Here is a 16646-nt window from a genome sequence, read left to right on the forward strand (position 1 = left end):
GTGCCAGAACACGGAATCGGGACGGAGACGCTCAAGTCGCGACTCCACGATCTGGTCCGAGAACAACGCACAGGAATCGTCATTGCAGTCGACCACATCAGCGAGCCGGAGAGTATTCAGGCTCCAGCCCTCGTTGACCTGTTTGCTGGCTTACCGAGCAACGTTAGCTGGCTCGCTATCGGTCGCGATGACCCGTCGACAACTGAACTGACGCGGTACACCGCCGAGTCGATCAGTATCGACCGCTACCAGCGCCAGATGCTCGTCGACGTGTTGATGACCAGAACCTCGAACGGGCTGGCCCAGCAGGGACTTGATCACGGTCAGGCGAGACATATCGCTGACTGGGCCGACGGCAACGCCCACGATGCCCTTGCCGCTTTGTTTATCGCTGCAGAACTGGCCGAGGAACGGGGCCAGGACCGGATCACACAGGCCAACGTCGACGCGGCCATCGCGGAGGTGCCCGACCCCTGTGTTTCGTTAGGCGTTGTTCTCTCCCTGCCGACGAACCGACAGACCGTTCTCAGGGAACTCATCGACCTAGAGGAGAGCGAACGCTCCTCGGTAACGGCGACGACGGAGGCGATTGCCTCGGCACAGTCAGTCGATCTCTCTGCCGGGACCGTCAAACGGTTCCTCTACGAAATGGCTGAATCCGGCGTCGTTGACCGCGTCGAAGCGACGGTCACTAATGGTCAGGGACGCCCACCGAGCCGCGTCGAACCGCGGTTCCCGCCGACTGCGTTCCGACGGCTGTACGACTTGCAGCAGTAGCCCAACGGTTCGCGGTCAGGTCGACGCTTTTTAAACGCGCTGTGACGGGTCGCCTGTGCCGCCAGTCAGTGCGGACGCCAGTGCACCACGAACCACGACATCGTCGCCAAACTGCGTTAACTGGATATCCGGAATGTTCGACATCACCATGTCATCGAGCCGCTCCCGGATCGGATTTAGCACCTGCTCGGGGTTGTTGAGTGCAACGGCCCCACCGACGTAGACAACGAGAGGTGCATACGCGTGAACGATGTTCGCGACGCCGATAGCGTTCCAGTGACAGATCTGGTCGAGAACGTGAGACGCGAACTCATCTTCACCAGCATACTCAAAGATATCTGCCGCCGAAAACTCCTCAGTCTCGATTGGGAGCGCCGTCTCGACGGGGTCCTCTCGGTGCAGTTGTGTGGCATACCGGGGAATGTTCTCGCCCGAGCAATATGCCTCCCAGTGGCCGTCGTGCCCACAGCCACAGGTCATGAAACCGTGCGGATCGATGGTCAGATGCCCGACTTCGCCGGCGTTGCCGTCCCAGCCTGACAGGATGTTCCCGTCAACGGCGACCCCAGCGCCGACTCCGGATGAGATAGTGAGATACACCATGTCATCGGGGCTCCGGTCCGAGTAGAACCGTTCGCCGATGACGCCGGCGTTGGCGTCGTTGTGTAGCGACACTCGCTCGCTGCCGATGAGGTTTTCGACCGGCCCAGTCAGCGGAATCCGGTCGATGGTGTCTGGAAGGTTCGCTGGGTTTTCGACGACACCTTCGGCCAGATCCATCGGGCCGAAGGATCCGATACCGGCGGCAACCACGTCTGTGGGGGCGATGTCGGCGGCGTCACAGGCCTGCCGGATCGCGTCGAGGACCGCCTCCGTGACCGCAATGCCCGCCGGTCCACGTGGTGTTTCAGTTTTGTGTGACGAGACTATCGAGCCTGTCTCGTCACCGATAACAGCGCGAATATGTGTCGCTCCGAGGTCGACCCCTGCGTAAGCGCCCATGCTGGTCGAAGGGTTGCCCCACCGATACTTAACTACACAGATTCTACTGCGGTCAGTAGTCTCGCTCCCTGCCTGAGATGTCCTCTCGTCCAACGGACTCCTCGTAGACGACGCCGCGCTCGGAGTCTAGTGTAACAGTCGACCCGTCGGAGACAGCATCAGGCAGGTCCGCGTTCGATATCATCGGAATCGAAAGCTCGCGGGCGACGATAGCTGCGTAGCTCGTGACGCCCTCATGGCCGTCGATGATGCCACCGATGCGGCTGGTGTCGCCAACGAACTCGCCGTCGAACCCTTCTGGAACCGCCAGTATCGCCCCCTCGGGGACGTTCGAGAGGTCACCTGGCGACTCCCGGGGCGGGGCCGTCGAAATCCGATGGACGGGGCCAGTCACTAGGCCATCAACAATGGACCGACCGCTCGCGACCGTTTCGGCCGCAACGTGGACTTTCAGCATATTCGCCGTGTTCATCCCCTCCAGCTCGGTCATCATCCCGGACAGGACGACGACCGTGTCACCGCTGTCCGCGGCTTCGGTGTCGAGGGCCGCCTGAACTGCCGTCTGGATGACGGCGTCGGCCCCTTCGGTAGTGTACTCGGTCGTTACGGGTGTGATACCCCACGAGAGCGCGAGCTTCCGGCGGACGCGCTCGCTCGGCGTCGACGCGACGATGGGGATCGAGGGCCGGTACTTCGCCGATTTCAGGGCAGTGTAGCCGGACTCGGACGCGGCGACAATCGCCGACGCCCCGATGTCGCGGGCGAGGAACCGACCCGAGCGTGCGAGCGCGTCTGTTCGGGTATCCCCGGCGTTTGGCACGCGCTGTTCGCGGGATTCGGCGTACTCTTCGCTGCCCTCGACATCGCGGATAATCCGGTCCATCGTCTCGACGACACGGGCCGGGTGGTCACCGATCGCCGTCTCACCAGAGAGCATCACTGCATCGGTACCGTCCAGAACTGCGTTTGCCACGTCTGAGGCCTCCGCGCGGGTCGGCCGCCGGGAGTGGACCATCGAGTCAAGCATCTCGGTGGCCGTGATGACCGGGACGCCGGCCTCGTGACACCGGCGGATGATGCGCTTTTGAATGATAGGGACATCCTCAAGGGGGCACTCCACGCCGAGGTCACCGCGGGCGACCATCACGCCATAGGCCTCGTCGATGATCGAGTCGAGGTTTTCGACGGCACCGGCCCGTTCGATCTTGGCGATGATCGGAATGTCGACACCGCGCTCTTCGAGTGCCTGGCTGATCTCGTAGATATCCTCGCCGTCACGGACAAACGAGGCGGCCACGAAATCAGGCTCCTTCTCGGCGGCCACGTCGAGTTCTTGTTCGTCGTTTTCCGTAATCGTCGGCAGGTCGAGTTCGACGCCGGGAACGTTGACGCCTTTGCGGGCGGCCAGTTCGCCGCCGTTCTCGACGGTCGCAAACACTGTCTCGTCCTCGACACGTTTGACGGTCGTCTCGATTCGACCGTCATCGAGTAACACCCGGTCGCCCGGCTCGACTGCCGTAATCGACTGCGAAAGCCCGACCTCTTCTGGCGTCGCGTCGTCACCGACGACGTACCGGATGGTAGACCCCTCCGTGAGCTGAATCGGTTCGTCGATCTCCGCGGTCCGGACTTCCGGCCCAGGCATATCGAGCATGGCCGCGACCGGTTCCTCGACTGCCTCGTCCACCTGCCGGATGCGATCGATCATTTCACGGCGGTGTTCCGGCGAGCCGTGGCTCGCGTTCAGTCTGGCAACGGACATACCGGCTTTTGCGAGTGACGCGATGTCGTCGACCGAGTCCGACGCAGGACCGAGAGTACAGACGATCTTTGCGCTACGCATTGTGACCTCCGCATCCGGGGAGCCACAGTTTACAGCGTTCATAGTTAATCATACCCTGCCGTTCCCCGCGAAGGGATAAGAAGCTTGCTGGACGCCGTAGCTACCGCGAAATCGCTTCTGTATCACCGCTGAGAATAGAACGGATTTCGTCTGGTGATACGACAGCAATATCGCCTGGTATCGTCCGTTTGAGTGCGGCCGTCGCGGCACCCCAAGCAAGCCCGTCTGCAACGGTGCCACCGGAGAGGTACTGCGAGAGGAAACCACCGACAAAGGAGTCGCCGGTCCCAACCGGGTGCGCATCGGTCGACTCGAACGTCGGTTGCTCCGTTACAGTCCCATCAGCAAGCGCGAGCGCCCCATCGCTACCGCGGGTGATCACTGTCGCTTCGAACCCATACTCGGCGGCGAGGTCCCGAGCGATCGTTTCGGCGTCGCCGGTCCGGTCCAACACGACGTTCGCATCGCGTTCGGCAACAACGAGCAGGTCGACAGACGGGAATAGCTCTGTCAGAACTGAACGGGCTTCCGCCGGCGTCCAGAGCTTCGAGCGGTAGTTCAGGTCGAAGCTCGTCGTCGTGCCCGCGTCTTGTGCGAGCGAAAGGAGGTCAGCAGTGGTCGATTCGAGCGTCTCCGAGAGCGCCGGTGTGATCCCCGAGGTATGGAACCCCGCGGCGTCTGCGATGGTCTCCGTGGGAAGCTCAGCTGGTGTGGCGGTTGTGACACTGGCGTTTTGGCGATCGTAAATAACGTCGTTGCCCCGTGGTGGGCTGCCCTGTTCTAGATAGTATGTTCCCTGTCGGGCGCTGTCGGAGTCGTCCCAGGCAACATCGACCGACACGCCGTGGTGCTTAAGTTCACCCGTGACTCGGCGACCGACCGGTGACTCGGGGAGTTTTGACGCCCACATCGCGTCGACTCCGAGCCGTTGCGCAGCAACTGCGACGTTCGACTCCGCGCCAGCCGCCCTGACGGCGTACTGGTCTGCAGTCTCCAGTCGCTCGTCGCCAGGTGGCGATAACCGCAACATCGTCTCACCGAACGTAACTAACTCCGTCATATCCACCGTTGCTCACTGGCTTAGTATAAATCCCGGAGAACCAGTCGTCTGACGGCGGCGGTAATCACCTCTTACTATATTATAGACAGTTACTTCGTAGTTTTAATTGGTGAGTACCGCCAGCATTAGTTTTCTCCAAAAGTTTATGTGCTATAGTAATTTACACACGCCAGTATGGATTCAGGGAGAAATGGTGGTGGGCCGTCCGTCTTTAGGCGAGACCTACTCCGTTCGATTGGTGCCGCCGGGTTGGCCGGACTTGCGGGCTGTGGTGGCAGCGAGGGTGTGACAGATGGGGACGGGACGCCGACCCCAACTCCAGTTGGAAACTTTCCGGTATCCGGGGATTCGGTGACGTTCGGTTTCAACGTTGCTTCCTCCGGGGCGTACTCAACGGCCGGTAAGCAGGAGATACGCGGTTTCAAACTCGCGGTCAAGCACATTAACAACGGTGGTGGGTGGGTAACAAGCGAGAAGTACAATTCGCCTCTGGACGGTGACGGGCTTCTGGGCAAAGATGTCGAATTCGTTGTCGAGGACACGGGTGGAAGTTCAGATACTGCCCGAAGCAACGCACAGCGGCTTGTTGATGGTGAGGAGGTGATTATGCTTGCTGGTGGGACGTCAAGCAGTGCTGGCCTGGCAAATCAGGAGGTTGCTGCGCAGAACCAGGTTATCTACATGGCGACGATGGCTAACACGAACTCGCTGACGGGTGCTGACTGCAACCGATACTCCTTCCGCGAGATGTTCAACAACCACATGGCGGCCGAGGCGCTGGCCCCAGCCCTCAGTGAAGAGTTCGGAAAAGATGCCAATTACGTCAAGATCTTTCAGGACAACGACTGGGGTCAGACGCTCCGGGACGATATGGATGCAGCCCTTGGGAATGTCGGCTGGGCACCTGTCTGGGATACGACTGCACAGGTCGGGACAAGCGATTATTCCCAGTACGCCGCAGACATCAAGTCAGTTGATTTCGACGTGATCGTCCTCGGGCTCGGTGGCCTCGACGCAGTAAACGCACTCAGAGCGTTCCGAGACGAGTTCCCGGAATCGAATATCGTCCTTCCGATGGCTTCGAGAGAGATTGCCGAGACCGCAGGCGGTGCGATAGAGGGCGTTATCGGAACAGTCGCCTGGAGTCCGGCGATCAACTCGCCGCTGTCTAACACCTTCCGAGAAACGTTCCGTGAGGAGTATGGCAGTTCGACAGGGTCCTCGAAATCGGCAGCCCCATCGGGGGCAGCGCACATCGCGTACACGCAAGCGTTGCAATACGCTAGCGCAGTCGAGCGGGCGGGAACGTTCAACCCGATCGACGTCATCGGAGCGCTCGAAGGACACGAGTACGACGCCGGTCTCGGACCGCAGACGCTCCGGGCCTGTGACCATCAGGCGATGCGTCAAGTACCGGTTGTAAGGGGGAAGTCAGAGATACAGCAATCCTACGGCACCTACTACGACCTGATTGGGGAGCCAGCGGATGTACAATATGCGTGCGACAGCGGGCCAGCGGCTAACTGCTCGCTTGGAGGGAGCTAAGTATGAGTTCAGGAGAGACACAGATACCAGACAGTTCAGAGAACGATTCGAACGCCTCCGGTGGGATTCTGGCGACAGTCGTCCCGGATGCCATCCGGCGAAACTTCGCACTCAAATTCGGTATCGTCCTTTTTATTATGGCGCTGTCGGTTGGTCTCGTTGGCCTTGCCGCGACAGAGCAGGTCAAAAACTACACGGAACAGCAGGTTCTGAGTGACTACGAAAACGCCGCTGCACAGGAAGCTGACATCCTGTCACAGTGGGTAGACCGAAACCGGCTATCGACCCAGTTCGTCTCTTCCAACGACATCTGGGCCAGTAGTGATACCGATGATATCGATATCGAACTCAACAATCGGAAAGCCGCTTTGTCCGCAGATGCTGCCGACATCCATCTGGTTGAACGCAATGCCGCCCAATCGCAAGTTGTCGCCAGCACATCTAACTCACAGGTGCTGACCAACTCACCGCTCGAATCGACGAGCAGGGCCTGGCTTACCGGTACGAACTTCGAAACGGCAAGCGATGTCGTCGTTTCCGACGTGTACCAGACGAACTCGGGCCCGGTCGTCGGCTTTGTCAGCCCTGTCGATGCCTCGCAGAATCGGTATATCCTCATCGAATACTCGCTTGACGAGATCGCGAACTCGCTTCAGGGGAACAACAGGGCTGAAGGCGGGTTTACCCAAGTCGTCAACGGGTCGGCGGTCGTCATGATTGACGAACCCAGAGACGGGAGCCGCGGCCTCGGAGGGAATATGCTGCAGTCGTACAGCGAGAACAGCCGCGCTACCGAACCGATCAGCGAGGCGAACGACCTTCGGTCCTCGGAACAGCAATCCGGTGTCACCGCTGATATGCCGGCAGCCGACGTGCTCAGCGAGCGCTACACCGTCGGCTACGCACCGATACAGGGGACGGACTGGGTCGTCCTCGTGCACGCGCCCAACTCCGCGGTCTTTGGTTTCGTCCAGAACGTCCAGCAGTACGGGCTCATCGGGACGGCGCTGATGGTGTTGCTCATCGCGGGTGTCGGTGCAATACTCGGATACAACACGGCAACATCGATCGACCGCCTGACCCGAAAGACGGACCAGATGCGACAGGGGAACCTCGACATCGATATCGCTACCAGTCGTATCGACAACATCGGTCGCCTGTACAGCGGGTTCGCTGATATGCGCGACGCCCTCAAAGAACAGATCAACGAGGCCGAGCGTGCACAGAAGGAAGCGGAGGTTTCCCGCGCCGAAGCCCTCGAAGTCAACAAGTACCTCCAGAAGAAGGCCGAGGAGTTCTCCGACGTGATGGAGGAGACGGCCGCTGGAAACCTCACTGAGCGAATGGCGACAGACGGCGAGAACGAGTCGATGGACCGTATCGCCAGCGAATTCAACGGCATGGTCGACGAACTCGAAAAGACCATCGGCCAGCTCAACAGCTTCGCCGACGAAGTCGCGGAATCTGGAGACGTCGTTCTGTCGAGTGCGGAGTCCGTCCGTGACGCGTCCGAACAGGTCGCCGAATCGACACAGAAGATCTCCGACGACGCCTACGACCAGAAGGACCGCCTCGCAACCATCTCCGAGGACCTCGACACCCTCGTAGACACGCTCGAAGAGTTGGAAGCGGATAATCCGGACATCGATCTGGGCGACTCGCTTGAGCGGTTCCGGACGGTGGCGACGACGCTACAGTCAGCCGCCGAAACGAGTGACCAGATGATGGCCGAAACCCAGACCGTCGCCGGCGCAGCCGAAGAGCAGGCTGCAGAGCTCAACGAAGTGTCCTCGCGAGCCGAGCAGCTCAAACGATATGCGAAACCACTCGGTGACATCCTGAACCGCTTCGAAACTGAAGCCGAGCACGAGTTCGTCTTCTCGGGCGGTCCGTCACAGAGCCTCGGAGAAGAGGAAGAGGAGTAACCCGCCTCACTGCTCTCACCGAAACCGACTTTCGCGCTGGCGTCGTACCAGATTCAATGAGCGACGACGCAGGCGATATCTCACGAGCAGAACTCGCCGAGTACTGTCGAACCCAAGCTGCGATTCTTGCAGGCCATCTGGACCAGCGCAGTGCGGAGCTTTCCGATTTACTTGCGGAGATCGAACAGGACACTGCTGATGCGCGCGCCTCATTGACTGGGGGTCCCGAACGACCGGACGCCAGTGCGGAGGCGACTGTCGCAGACATTGAGGCCAAGCAGGAGCAAGCGCAAGCGAAACAGGCAGAACTAGACGAGTACCGAACGCTCGCTGAGGGGTATACCGATCTTGCAGAACAACTCGCCGGGGGCTCCGGCGACCTTGAGACCGTTCTGGAGTTCGAAATCGACACCGATGCGCCGACGTATTTCGACACCGAAACGACGATTCTGGGAGCGGCGACCGGAGAAGATGGGGACGGCTGATTTCACAGTGAATACCCGAACAGTGAACAGGCGGTTATACAGCGTCGGCTTCTGCTGACAGCCTTCACGGTGAGCCAACGCTGAATTCAAGTAGCTCGTGGGGAGAGACAGTCCTCGCCACGAGGGAGCCCGGCTCACCTTTTCCGGAGTCAGTCGACGTGCCAGCGTGAGATAGCCCACCGTTCCCCAAGGGATTGCTCTCCAATCTGAATAGGTAGTGGCTAACTCAAATTCGATATAGCCACATACAGTTTATGTGTTCCGGGTAGATCACCGAGGGTGTAGTATAGAGGTTACTATCGGTAATTACAGAATGGATCACCCGCGGAAATATCAGTCAGTCAGCCCCACAGTCAGAAACCCCAGCAGGCCCGAACTTATGAATTAAACGTACGCTCGACGAGGTATTTGACCAGATAGAACCCGCCAATAAGGGTGACAGCCATGACTACCAGTACAATCGCAATCATGAACAAAAGGACGAGTGCGTCGTTAGCCACCGGACTCACCTTCCTGAGAGAACGCGTGTCGTCGGGAACGCATATCGCTAGCTTCAGTCTCGACACGCTAATGTAGGAGGGTTTCGGTTCAGCAATATTAGTGCTCGTGAGTTATACTGGAGTCCATCTATCGGAGGTGTTTGGTGTTACGTGCGCGGAGCTGCCACGCCGAGACAGGGTCGCTTGAAGCCAATACAAGGCTATTCTCGGTGCACTACACTCTCCGGATGATACACAAAGACAGCGAAGCGCTACGCGGGTTCTTCGATACGAACAGGTCTCGTGACGAGCCGAATACGTCAGTCACAGGATACCGAGCCCGCCGGACTTCCGTGGCAATGATCGTGATTGGCGTGTACGCAAAGGTAGCATTCGCAGCACTCATACATCGTCGAATGAGGCGAGCAGTCTGAGTCTGAGGTGCCGAATGGGGTCCAATTGAAAACTGATACAACCACACCAGGCGTCTCCAGCTCGAACCCGCTGGTGACCCATATTATCCTGACGACAAGAAGCAGGCTGGACCTACGGCACGACGGGGCTGAGTGCACCTGTCGAGCGTTGCAACCCGCGACTGTTCTGGCGAGGCACGGGACACGCTACTGGCCGACGAAATGGCGCTCTGGACATTGGTGCGCATACTCTCGTCGCCCGTATACCACGACCAACGAGCAATACCCTGTACGAAGGCTGTGAGTTGGTCCAGCGGTTCCGTAAAACGACAGAAAAGCGCCCAGTGACAGTCCAAGTTGCCCGAGAAACGGAATCGCTCGGAACCACGGAAGGCGGAGTTTTCTGGACGGCCACAGGAGGCCAATGCAGTAGCGAGCGTTTCCGGCAACTGTCCCGGAAGCGGACCCGACGCCGCCACGCTCTAGAAGCGCTATGTCGCGCCCTCCTGGAACGACTGGACGAGGGCAGCGTGGACTCAGTGTCTCTCGGTGAGAAGGATGCCGGAAGTGCCTGCAGTGGGCGATGCAGGCCTGTTGACGGGGGATCAAGACCACGCTCACTGTCCGGTATGTATCAAAGGCCGAGCCGACCGTACGTTGTCAGAAACGGTTCTGGAGTGGCACGCAAAACAGGCAGTCAAGCTGACGACGCGGCTCGTGGGATTGAGCGAGACGACCACGCCTATTTGGAGTCTACCCTTCATTGTCTCAAAGACTAGCGCATAGACCGGAGTATCGTCCTGTGTGACAAGCATCTCGCGTCCGGGAACACTAGACTGGCTGAGACTCAAGAGGAAAACTGCCGCCGTTCTCCGCTGAGAGGATGCCAGCCTCGGTGACGCATGCATCATCCGAGGGACTGTGGATGCTACGTAGCGTGGGAAAGTCAAGGAGCCAACCGAACCGTGCAGGGAAATCAGTGAGGCCGAGGAGGTAGACAGACGGCCAAGTGCATGGGCTCGATCCGGCGAGTAGCAGATCAGGCTTGCATAGTCTCGGACTCTCCCCGTGGTCGTTCACTGCACCAAATCGAATACTAATACCTGTTAACAGGTGGTAGTCTGCTTTCGTCCACCTGAATCTGGTTGGGCAGGCGGACCAACCAGAGAGTACGGCGATCTGCACCTGTTTTAATATTTGTGAGTGTGTGCTTACTGTCCGTCAAAATGTAGAATTTTTTGCAGTAACGCAGCAAATTCCGGTGAAATAGGGTACTACACACCCAAATAAGTGAGTTTATCCCTGAGTATGGGACTAGATTGAAGTTCCCGGCGTCCGAGGGTGAAATGTGTCCAGTGACAGTGAGCGAACGACGGTTCGGACGTACATTCCGGCCTACCAGAAAGAACAGTGGCAGGCCCACGCCGAGGAACTGGATATGAGTCAAAGCGAGTTCGTCCGGACGATGGTACAGGCGGGTCGAAGCGGATTCGAGTCAACAGCCTCCGAGACAACTGAATCAGACGCCGCTGGGAGCAATAGTGAGGAACCCCATTCTCCGGACGCTACCCCTGGGGGTGACGGGCTGAAAGACCGGGTCCAGGAGATCCTTGCTGACGGGGACTACTACGAGTGGGACGACCTGCTCGCAGAGCTGACCGACGATATCGAGGAGCGACTCGAAGACGTACTGCAGGAACTGCAGTCAGACAACAAAGTGCAGTACAGCGGGCGACACGGGGGGTATGTTCGAGACGAATGAGCACAGATACAGCGACACCGGACGCCGAGTCGGACCCGGTCGGGTATTTCCTCGATGATATCACGTACCACGGAAAGAGCGACCGGACTCGTGCGTCCTACGAGCGCGTCCTTCGGGACTTCGAATCCTACCTGGCGGACGGCCACCAGCCCCTCCCTGTCCGAGAGGCCTCGCACCGGGACTGCATGGCATACGTCCACAGCCTCCGTGGTGATGTCGAGGAAAGCACTGTCGCGACGTATGCCTCCTATCTGCACCGGTTTTTCGCGTACATGACTCAGGTAGGCGCCTTCGAATCGAACCCGATGGCGCTGGTCATGGAGGAGATGGATGAGTCCATCAACACTGACCCGACCCGCCGGGAGATAGACCTCCAGTCGATGCGTGCGTTCGTAGACAGCGTCTCGCACCCGCTAGAGCGAGCTATCATAGTGACACTGTTGAAGACGGGAATGCGGGCCGGCGAACTGTGTAACCTCGATATCCGTGACCTCAACCTCGAAACCCCCGGGCCCAGACCGGAGATCCCGGTCCGAGCGGGCCTCGACGGGCGTCCGGACTCATTGTTCGTCGCCTCGGACCCGGCCCGTGGCGAGGCCAGCAACGGGGAAGAACGGACCGCGTCCAACAAGCGGAAGCGGGAAACGACGATTCCAGTCGACGCCGAGTTGGCATCCGTGCTGCGACGCTGGCTCGCGATTCGGCCGGACACACAGTCCCCGGCAGCGCCGCTGTTTGTGTCTACAAGCGACAGTTGGGGAGAGCGGGTCACGCCGAACATGGTACACCACATCGTCGAATCCCACGCCCGCGAGTTCGGTTGGTACACGGACGGTGGGGGAGCCGAAGAGAACGTGACGCCGCACTACTTCCGGCACTTCTTCACGACGCATCTTCGGGACCGGACCGGCGACCGCGGCGTCGTCAAATACCTCAGAGGCGACGTGGCCCAAGACGTCATCGACACGTACACCCACGAGTGGGGGACCCGAGTCAGGGATGTGTACGAGGCTGAAATCTACTCGCTATTGTAATTTTTTAATCAATTGTTTAACACCGTAATCGCATTCGGGATGGTCGCTGCTGAACTAATAAACCTCATAGCGCTATATTGAATTGGGTACATTCTGCTTCGCATTTATGCAGCCTCAATGACTATTTTGCTAATTGCATACGGGACAGGCGGGTTCCATGCGCCGGTTGCCCCGTGGAACGATCCTGTGGTGAAATCGGTCGAACAGTCCGTTGACAGGCACTTTCCAAACAGCAAGCCAGCATAGCACATCACGGACTGAGACGGGGGCAGAACCAGAGACTGTCGGCTCTAAGCGCACACTCACATATCAGACGCTATCTGGAGGAAGGGCCATCTGGAGAAACTACTCAGGGTCCAGAAGTTTCGACTCGGCGGTTCGGAGATGTTCGAGAAGCGTCGTCTTCGAGATATCCATCTCGGCGGCGAGTTCGCGGACCGAAATCCCGCGCGGCCACTGGTAGTAGCCTGCTTCGCGGGCTGCTTCGAAGGCTCGTCGCTGAGCCGGCGTTAGCGAGTCGGTTCGCAGCCCACCCACTGACCGCTCAGTATCGCTGTCCGGCGTGACGATGGATTCGACCGACACGTCAGCGTCGGCGTCAGCCTCGACAGCATCGAGTGCGGGCTGAATCTCGGGCCGTTCGCCGGTGAAACTCACCTGCCACCGTTCGCGGCCGTCTTCGATGCAAACGGGGGCGCTGTGGACGAACCCGTGTTCAAGTAGCGTCGGACAGACCAACTCACCCGGGTCGTACTCCAGCAGGAACTGCCTGACGACGGTGCCCGGCGCATCGCGCTTGTGGCCGACACGTGCCTGAAGTTCCTGTATCTCTCCAGCGTGGGACGACGCGCGGACTGCGTCGAGACAGTCCTCGACAGCTGATTTCGTGGCGCCGTACGCGGTAAACACGCCGTTGACCGATGCTGTCGGCGACTGGGCAGTCTGTTGCACCGTGTGTGCCAGGATACCGCCATCGGTGCGGTCGGTTGCTTCGATAGCCCAGCAGTTCGGGTGCCACAGGTCGAGCGTCAGTCGTGCGCCGGCGCTTTCAGTGTGACTCATGGGATGTGCTGAAATGATTGGTTGGGGGCCCTAAGAGAGTGGTCATTGTCTAGTGTGTCCGACACCGGCGGTTGCAGTGTGCGATTCGACGCGGTCCATCAGTGCTGATGCCGACACAACGAGGGCCAGGTACAGTATTGCCACCAGCACAAACAGTTCTGTATACTGGTACGTCTCGTTAGCGAGGGTGCTTGTCCTGCCGTACAGTTCCTGAACAGTGATGAAACTCGCCAGCGAGGAGTACTTGATGAGATACACGAGTTCGTTCGTCCAGCTGGGAAGCGCGAGTCGCAGACCCTGTGGAATGACGACGTACCGTATCCCTTCGAGCTTCGAGAGCCCAATTGCGCGTGCGGCAGTCAACTGGCCGCCGTCGACCGAGTCCAGTGACGCGCGCAGATATTCGGACTGGTAGGCGGCGCTGTTCAGCGTGAAGCTGATAACGGCGACCCAGAACGCCTGTGCTGGAATGAATCCGACACCGACCCCCGGGACGCCTCTGAGAACCTGCGTGAGTGAGGTCGCGAAGTAAAGCACGAACAACTGGGCGAGCAGCGGCGTTCCGCGGATGAGTTCAGTGTAGGATAGGGCGAGCCACCGTGCCCACCGCCCTCCGTACACGCGAACGACGCTGAGCGGGAGCGCCAGCGCGAACCCGAGACAGACACTGAAGACCGTCAGTAGGACCGTCGTCCAGATGCCATGTGCCAGCGCCGGCAGGTACGCCGTCGCGTCGGCGGCGAACCGGAGCGTCTCAGCGAACCATGCCAGCGGCGTTCCGGCGGCACCGAGCGGCGCGGCGAGCGATGCGACGGTATCCGCTGCTGTCAGGAACGGGGCCGCCGGGAGAAACGGTGTGCCACGGTCGAGTCCAAATACTCCTGCGAGAACGAAATCGGTAGTCCACCGGGCCAGAACCCAGATCCAGAACAGCGTCAGGCCGATTGTGAGTGGACGGACGGTAAAGACTGTCCCGACGCGGTCCCGGAGCGGTGATGTTGTGGATTCAGCTGTGCTCATGCCGTTTCCTCGTGCGCGTGCAATCTGCTCAGGAACTGCTCGGTTCGGTCCGCTGTGGGGTTCTGGAACAGTTGCTCCGGTGGGCCGTGTTCGACGACCTCGCCGTCATCAAGGAACACGATGTCAGACGCGGCCGACCGGGCGAAATCCATCTCGTGACTGACCACGAGCATCGTGATGCCCTCCGCTGCGAGGTCGCGCATCACCTCAACGACCTCGCCAACGAGTTCGGGGTCGAGCGCGCTGGTTGGCTCGTCGAACAGCAGCAGTTCCGGGTCCATCGCGAGTGCGCGAGCGATGCCGACGCGCTGTTTCTGTCCGCCAGAGAGTTCGGCGGGGTATGAGTCCGCCTGCTCCAGCAATCCGACCTGTTCGAGATGCGTCCGTCCGGCGGCCTCGGCGTCAGCAGCGTCCATCCCGAGTACTTTCTTTGGGCCGAGCGTGACGTTTTCGAGCGCAGTCAGGTGCGCAAAGAGGTTGAAATCCTGAAACACCATGCCGACCTGTTTTCGCAGTTCGTTGACGTCGGTGTCTGCCCCAGTCACGTCTTCCCCGTCGAGCGCAATCCGGCCACTGTTGATCTCGGTTAGCCGGTTCACACATCGGAGCAACGTGGATTTGCCCGAACCACTGGGCCCGATGAGGACCGTCACGTCGCCCTGATCCATCTCGAGGCCAACGCCTTCCAGTACTTCTTCGCTCCCGTAGGACTTGTGCAGGTCGTCGATTGAGAGTAGTGGCTGTGTCATGTCGTTCCCTCCGGTACCGCGTAGTAGTCACTGAGTCTGTCGAGCGACCGGTTCGTCGCGAACGTCAGCACGAAGTAGACGAGGCTGACGGCGAGGAATATCTCGAGTGCCGCAGTCGACTGCCCGCCTTCGTAGAGGTTCTGGCCCGTCGTCAGGAGTTCGCCAATACCGATGACGATAGCGATGCTCGTGTCCTTGAGGACGATAGTGAACTCGTTCTGGAAGCCCGGAACGCTCCGGCGCAGCGCCTGCGGGACGACGACGTGCCGAATCGCTTCGAACCGGGACATTGCGACGGCGCGTGCCGCTTCCAGTTGCCCATCGTCGACGCTCTGGAGCGCACCGCGGAAGATCTGGGACTGGTAGGCGGCGCTCCGGAGTCCGAGTGCGATGGTCGCCGTGACGAACGCGCTACTGGAAACGGACAGGCCGAAGTACAGGATCATGATGATGACAAGCAGCGGCGTGCCACGAAGGACAACCCCGACCTGTTCGACCAGCCGACGGGCTCTGTCCGAGCCGTACACCTCTATCGCACCGGCCGGGAACCCGATGGCGAATCCAAGGAGAATACTGGCTACGGTAAGCGCGACGGTGACAGCTGTCCCGCCGAGTAACAGCCCCATGTTATCGACAACGAACAGCCAGTCGGCAGTCTGGAGTAGGATTGCTGCCATGGCCTCACTTCTGTCCGAACCACTTCTCGGTCAGGTCTCGGTACGTCCCGTCGTCCTCGACTGTGGTTAGCCCGCTGTTGAGCGCGCCCGCAAGCTCGTCGTTACCGGACTGAATCCCGAAGCCGAACTGCTCACCAGTCTCGTGGACGAACGCAGACTTGATCGGGCGGTCTGCCACGAACGAGTTCGCGACGGGGACATCGATGATGATGACGTCGACGTTTTCGTTTAGCAAATCCTCGACGGCGAGTACGTAGTTACCGTATGCATTGTACTGCGACTCTGGAATCGTCCCCGCTTCGATGAGCTGATCCTTGATGACGGATTCACCGGTCGTCCCTTTCTGTGCCCCGACCGCTGCCTCAGAGAGGTCTTCCAGCGACGACGGTGAGAACGACCCGTTCTCCCGGACGATGATGGCCTGATTCGAACTGTAGTACGGGTCGGAGAAGTCGATGGCTTTGTCGCGTTCGTCGTTTATCGTCATGCCCGCCGCGACCACGTCGACGTTCCCGTTGTTCAGCGCTGGAATGAGTGATTTGAATTCAAGTTCTTCCCAGCCGCTCAGTTCGTACTCCGTCGCCGCGACAACGGCTTCCAGCAACTCGACGTCGAAGCCGACGAGTTCGCCGTCCTGTTTCATCTCAAACGGCGGAAAGCCCGGCGCTGTGCCCGCGGTGAGCGTCTGTGAGTCCCCGCTGTCCGACTGACAGCCAGCGACCGACAGGGTCGCGACAGTACCACCGATTGCCTGCAGATACCTCCGTCTGTCTACGCGTGCCTCTCGTGGCATAGTGCCACAGTCGAATCAGT

15 protein-coding genes are annotated in these 16646 nt (G+C 59.7%); 6 read left to right on the forward strand and 9 right to left on the reverse strand.

All coding sequences use genetic code 11. The features are described from left to right. Nucleotides 1–777 (forward strand): ATP-binding protein (locus tag G9463_RS13910; protein WP_165897036.1); only part of this gene is annotated, 777 nt, incomplete at its 5' end. Nucleotides 778–807: 30 nt separating this feature from the next. On the opposite strand, the gene G9463_RS13915 is transcribed toward G9463_RS13910, so the two are convergent. The 3 genes from G9463_RS13915 to kdgK1 form a co-directional block, all read right to left on the reverse strand. Next, nucleotides 808–1779, reverse strand: coding sequence for an ROK family protein (locus G9463_RS13915; RefSeq protein ID WP_004962100.1), 972 nt, complete (start codon nt 1777–1779; stop codon nt 808–810). Nucleotides 1780–1831: 52 nt separating this feature from the next. Next, a complete protein-coding gene (pyk, locus tag G9463_RS13920; protein ID WP_165897037.1) occupies nt 1832–3622 on the reverse strand; it encodes a pyruvate kinase in 1791 nt (596 codons plus the stop codon). A 100-nt stretch (nt 3623–3722) separates the two neighbouring features. Then, nucleotides 3723–4682 (reverse strand): bifunctional 2-dehydro-3-deoxygluconokinase/2-dehydro-3-deoxygalactonokinase, encoded by a 960-nt coding sequence (gene kdgK1 / locus G9463_RS13925; RefSeq protein ID WP_127013325.1) that lies wholly within the window; start codon nt 4680–4682, stop codon nt 3723–3725. A gap of 351 nt (nt 4683–5033) precedes the next feature. On the opposite strand from kdgK1, the gene G9463_RS13930 reads away from it, so the two are divergent. The 3 genes from G9463_RS13930 to G9463_RS13940 are packed head-to-tail and all read left to right on the forward strand — an operon-like array spanning nt 5034 to nt 8637. Continuing rightward, complete coding sequence (locus G9463_RS13930; RefSeq protein ID WP_007189887.1) at nt 5034–6227, forward strand: ABC transporter substrate-binding protein; 1194 nt, start codon at nt 5034–5036, stop codon at nt 6225–6227. Between the two features lie 2 nt (nt 6228–6229). Next, nucleotides 6230–8152: a HAMP domain-containing protein gene (locus tag G9463_RS13935; protein WP_165897038.1), complete on the forward strand. Its 1923-nt coding sequence runs from the start codon at nt 6230–6232 to the stop codon at nt 8150–8152. 56 nt (nt 8153–8208) lie between these two features. After that, nucleotides 8209–8637: a hypothetical protein gene (locus tag G9463_RS13940; RefSeq protein ID WP_011222987.1), complete on the forward strand. Its 429-nt coding sequence runs from the start codon at nt 8209–8211 to the stop codon at nt 8635–8637. A gap of 377 nt (nt 8638–9014) precedes the next feature. Here the strand turns inward: G9463_RS13940 and G9463_RS24350 are convergent, their stop codons facing one another. After that, a complete protein-coding gene (locus tag G9463_RS24350; protein ID WP_004962120.1) occupies nt 9015–9137 on the reverse strand; it encodes a hypothetical protein in 123 nt (40 codons plus the stop codon). Nucleotides 9138–10877: 1740 nt separating this feature from the next. On the opposite strand from G9463_RS24350, the gene G9463_RS13945 reads away from it, so the two are divergent. Then, nucleotides 10878–11291 carry a DUF5805 domain-containing protein gene (locus G9463_RS13945; protein ID WP_004962123.1) on the forward strand — a complete coding sequence of 138 codons (414 nt, stop codon included), beginning with the start codon at nt 10878–10880 and terminating at the stop codon, nt 11289–11291. Beyond that, nucleotides 11288–12325, forward strand: a complete 1038-nt coding sequence (locus G9463_RS13950; protein ID WP_165897039.1) for a tyrosine-type recombinase/integrase — start codon at nt 11288–11290, stop codon at nt 12323–12325. The genes G9463_RS13945 and G9463_RS13950 overlap by 4 nt, the downstream gene beginning before the upstream one ends. A gap of 345 nt (nt 12326–12670) precedes the next feature. On the opposite strand, the gene G9463_RS13955 is transcribed toward G9463_RS13950, so the two are convergent. The 5 genes from G9463_RS13955 to G9463_RS13975 are packed head-to-tail and all read right to left on the reverse strand — an operon-like array spanning nt 12671 to nt 16626. After that, nucleotides 12671–13387: a helix-turn-helix domain-containing protein gene (locus tag G9463_RS13955; protein WP_165897040.1), complete on the reverse strand. Its 717-nt coding sequence runs from the start codon at nt 13385–13387 to the stop codon at nt 12671–12673. 42 nt (nt 13388–13429) lie between these two features. Beyond that, nucleotides 13430–14407: an amino acid ABC transporter permease gene (locus G9463_RS13960; RefSeq protein WP_165897041.1), complete on the reverse strand. Its 978-nt coding sequence runs from the start codon at nt 14405–14407 to the stop codon at nt 13430–13432. Beyond that, the gene (locus tag G9463_RS13965) at nt 14404–15156 is read right to left on the reverse strand and encodes an amino acid ABC transporter ATP-binding protein (RefSeq protein ID WP_004962134.1); all 753 of its coding nucleotides are present in this window, start codon (nt 15154–15156) and stop codon (nt 14404–14406) included. Before G9463_RS13965 ends, G9463_RS13960 begins: the two co-directional genes overlap by 4 nt. Next, a complete protein-coding gene (locus tag G9463_RS13970; RefSeq protein ID WP_004962136.1) occupies nt 15153–15833 on the reverse strand; it encodes an amino acid ABC transporter permease in 681 nt (226 codons plus the stop codon). The genes G9463_RS13965 and G9463_RS13970 overlap by 4 nt, the downstream gene beginning before the upstream one ends. 4 nt (nt 15834–15837) lie before the next feature. After that, the gene (locus G9463_RS13975; RefSeq protein ID WP_004962138.1) at nt 15838–16626 is read right to left on the reverse strand and encodes a transporter substrate-binding domain-containing protein; all 789 of its coding nucleotides are present in this window, start codon (nt 16624–16626) and stop codon (nt 15838–15840) included. Nucleotides 16627–16646: the final 20 nt, after the last annotated feature.

The sequence above is a fragment of the Haloarcula sp. JP-Z28 genome (assembly GCF_011440255.1).
GTDB lineage: Archaea > Halobacteriota > Halobacteria > Halobacteriales > Haloarculaceae > Haloarcula > Haloarcula marismortui.

Excerpts from the sequence above, each read along its gene's own strand:
- G9463_RS13915 (WP_004962100.1), bottom strand. The coding sequence starts at position 1,779 with ATGGGCGCTTACGCAGGGGTCGACCTCGGAGCGACACATATTCGCGCT.
- pyk (WP_165897037.1), bottom strand. The coding sequence starts at position 3,622 with ATGCGTAGCGCAAAGATCGTCTGTACTCTCGGTCCTGCGTCGGACTCG.
- kdgK1 (WP_127013325.1), bottom strand. The coding sequence starts at position 4,682 with ATGACGGAGTTAGTTACGTTCGGTGAGACGATGTTGCGGTTATCGCCA.
- G9463_RS13935 (WP_165897038.1), top strand. The coding sequence starts at position 6,230 with ATGAGTTCAGGAGAGACACAGATACCAGACAGTTCAGAGAACGATTCG.
- G9463_RS13940 (WP_011222987.1), top strand. The coding sequence starts at position 8,209 with ATGAGCGACGACGCAGGCGATATCTCACGAGCAGAACTCGCCGAGTAC.
- G9463_RS13950 (WP_165897039.1), top strand. The coding sequence starts at position 11,288 with ATGAGCACAGATACAGCGACACCGGACGCCGAGTCGGACCCGGTCGGG.
- G9463_RS13955 (WP_165897040.1), bottom strand. The coding sequence starts at position 13,387 with ATGAGTCACACTGAAAGCGCCGGCGCACGACTGACGCTCGACCTGTGG.
- G9463_RS13960 (WP_165897041.1), bottom strand. The coding sequence starts at position 14,407 with ATGAGCACAGCTGAATCCACAACATCACCGCTCCGGGACCGCGTCGGG.
- G9463_RS13965 (WP_004962134.1), bottom strand. The coding sequence starts at position 15,156 with ATGACACAGCCACTACTCTCAATCGACGACCTGCACAAGTCCTACGGG.
- G9463_RS13970 (WP_004962136.1), bottom strand. The coding sequence starts at position 15,833 with ATGGCAGCAATCCTACTCCAGACTGCCGACTGGCTGTTCGTTGTCGAT.
- G9463_RS13975 (WP_004962138.1), bottom strand. The coding sequence starts at position 16,626 with ATGCCACGAGAGGCACGCGTAGACAGACGGAGGTATCTGCAGGCAATC.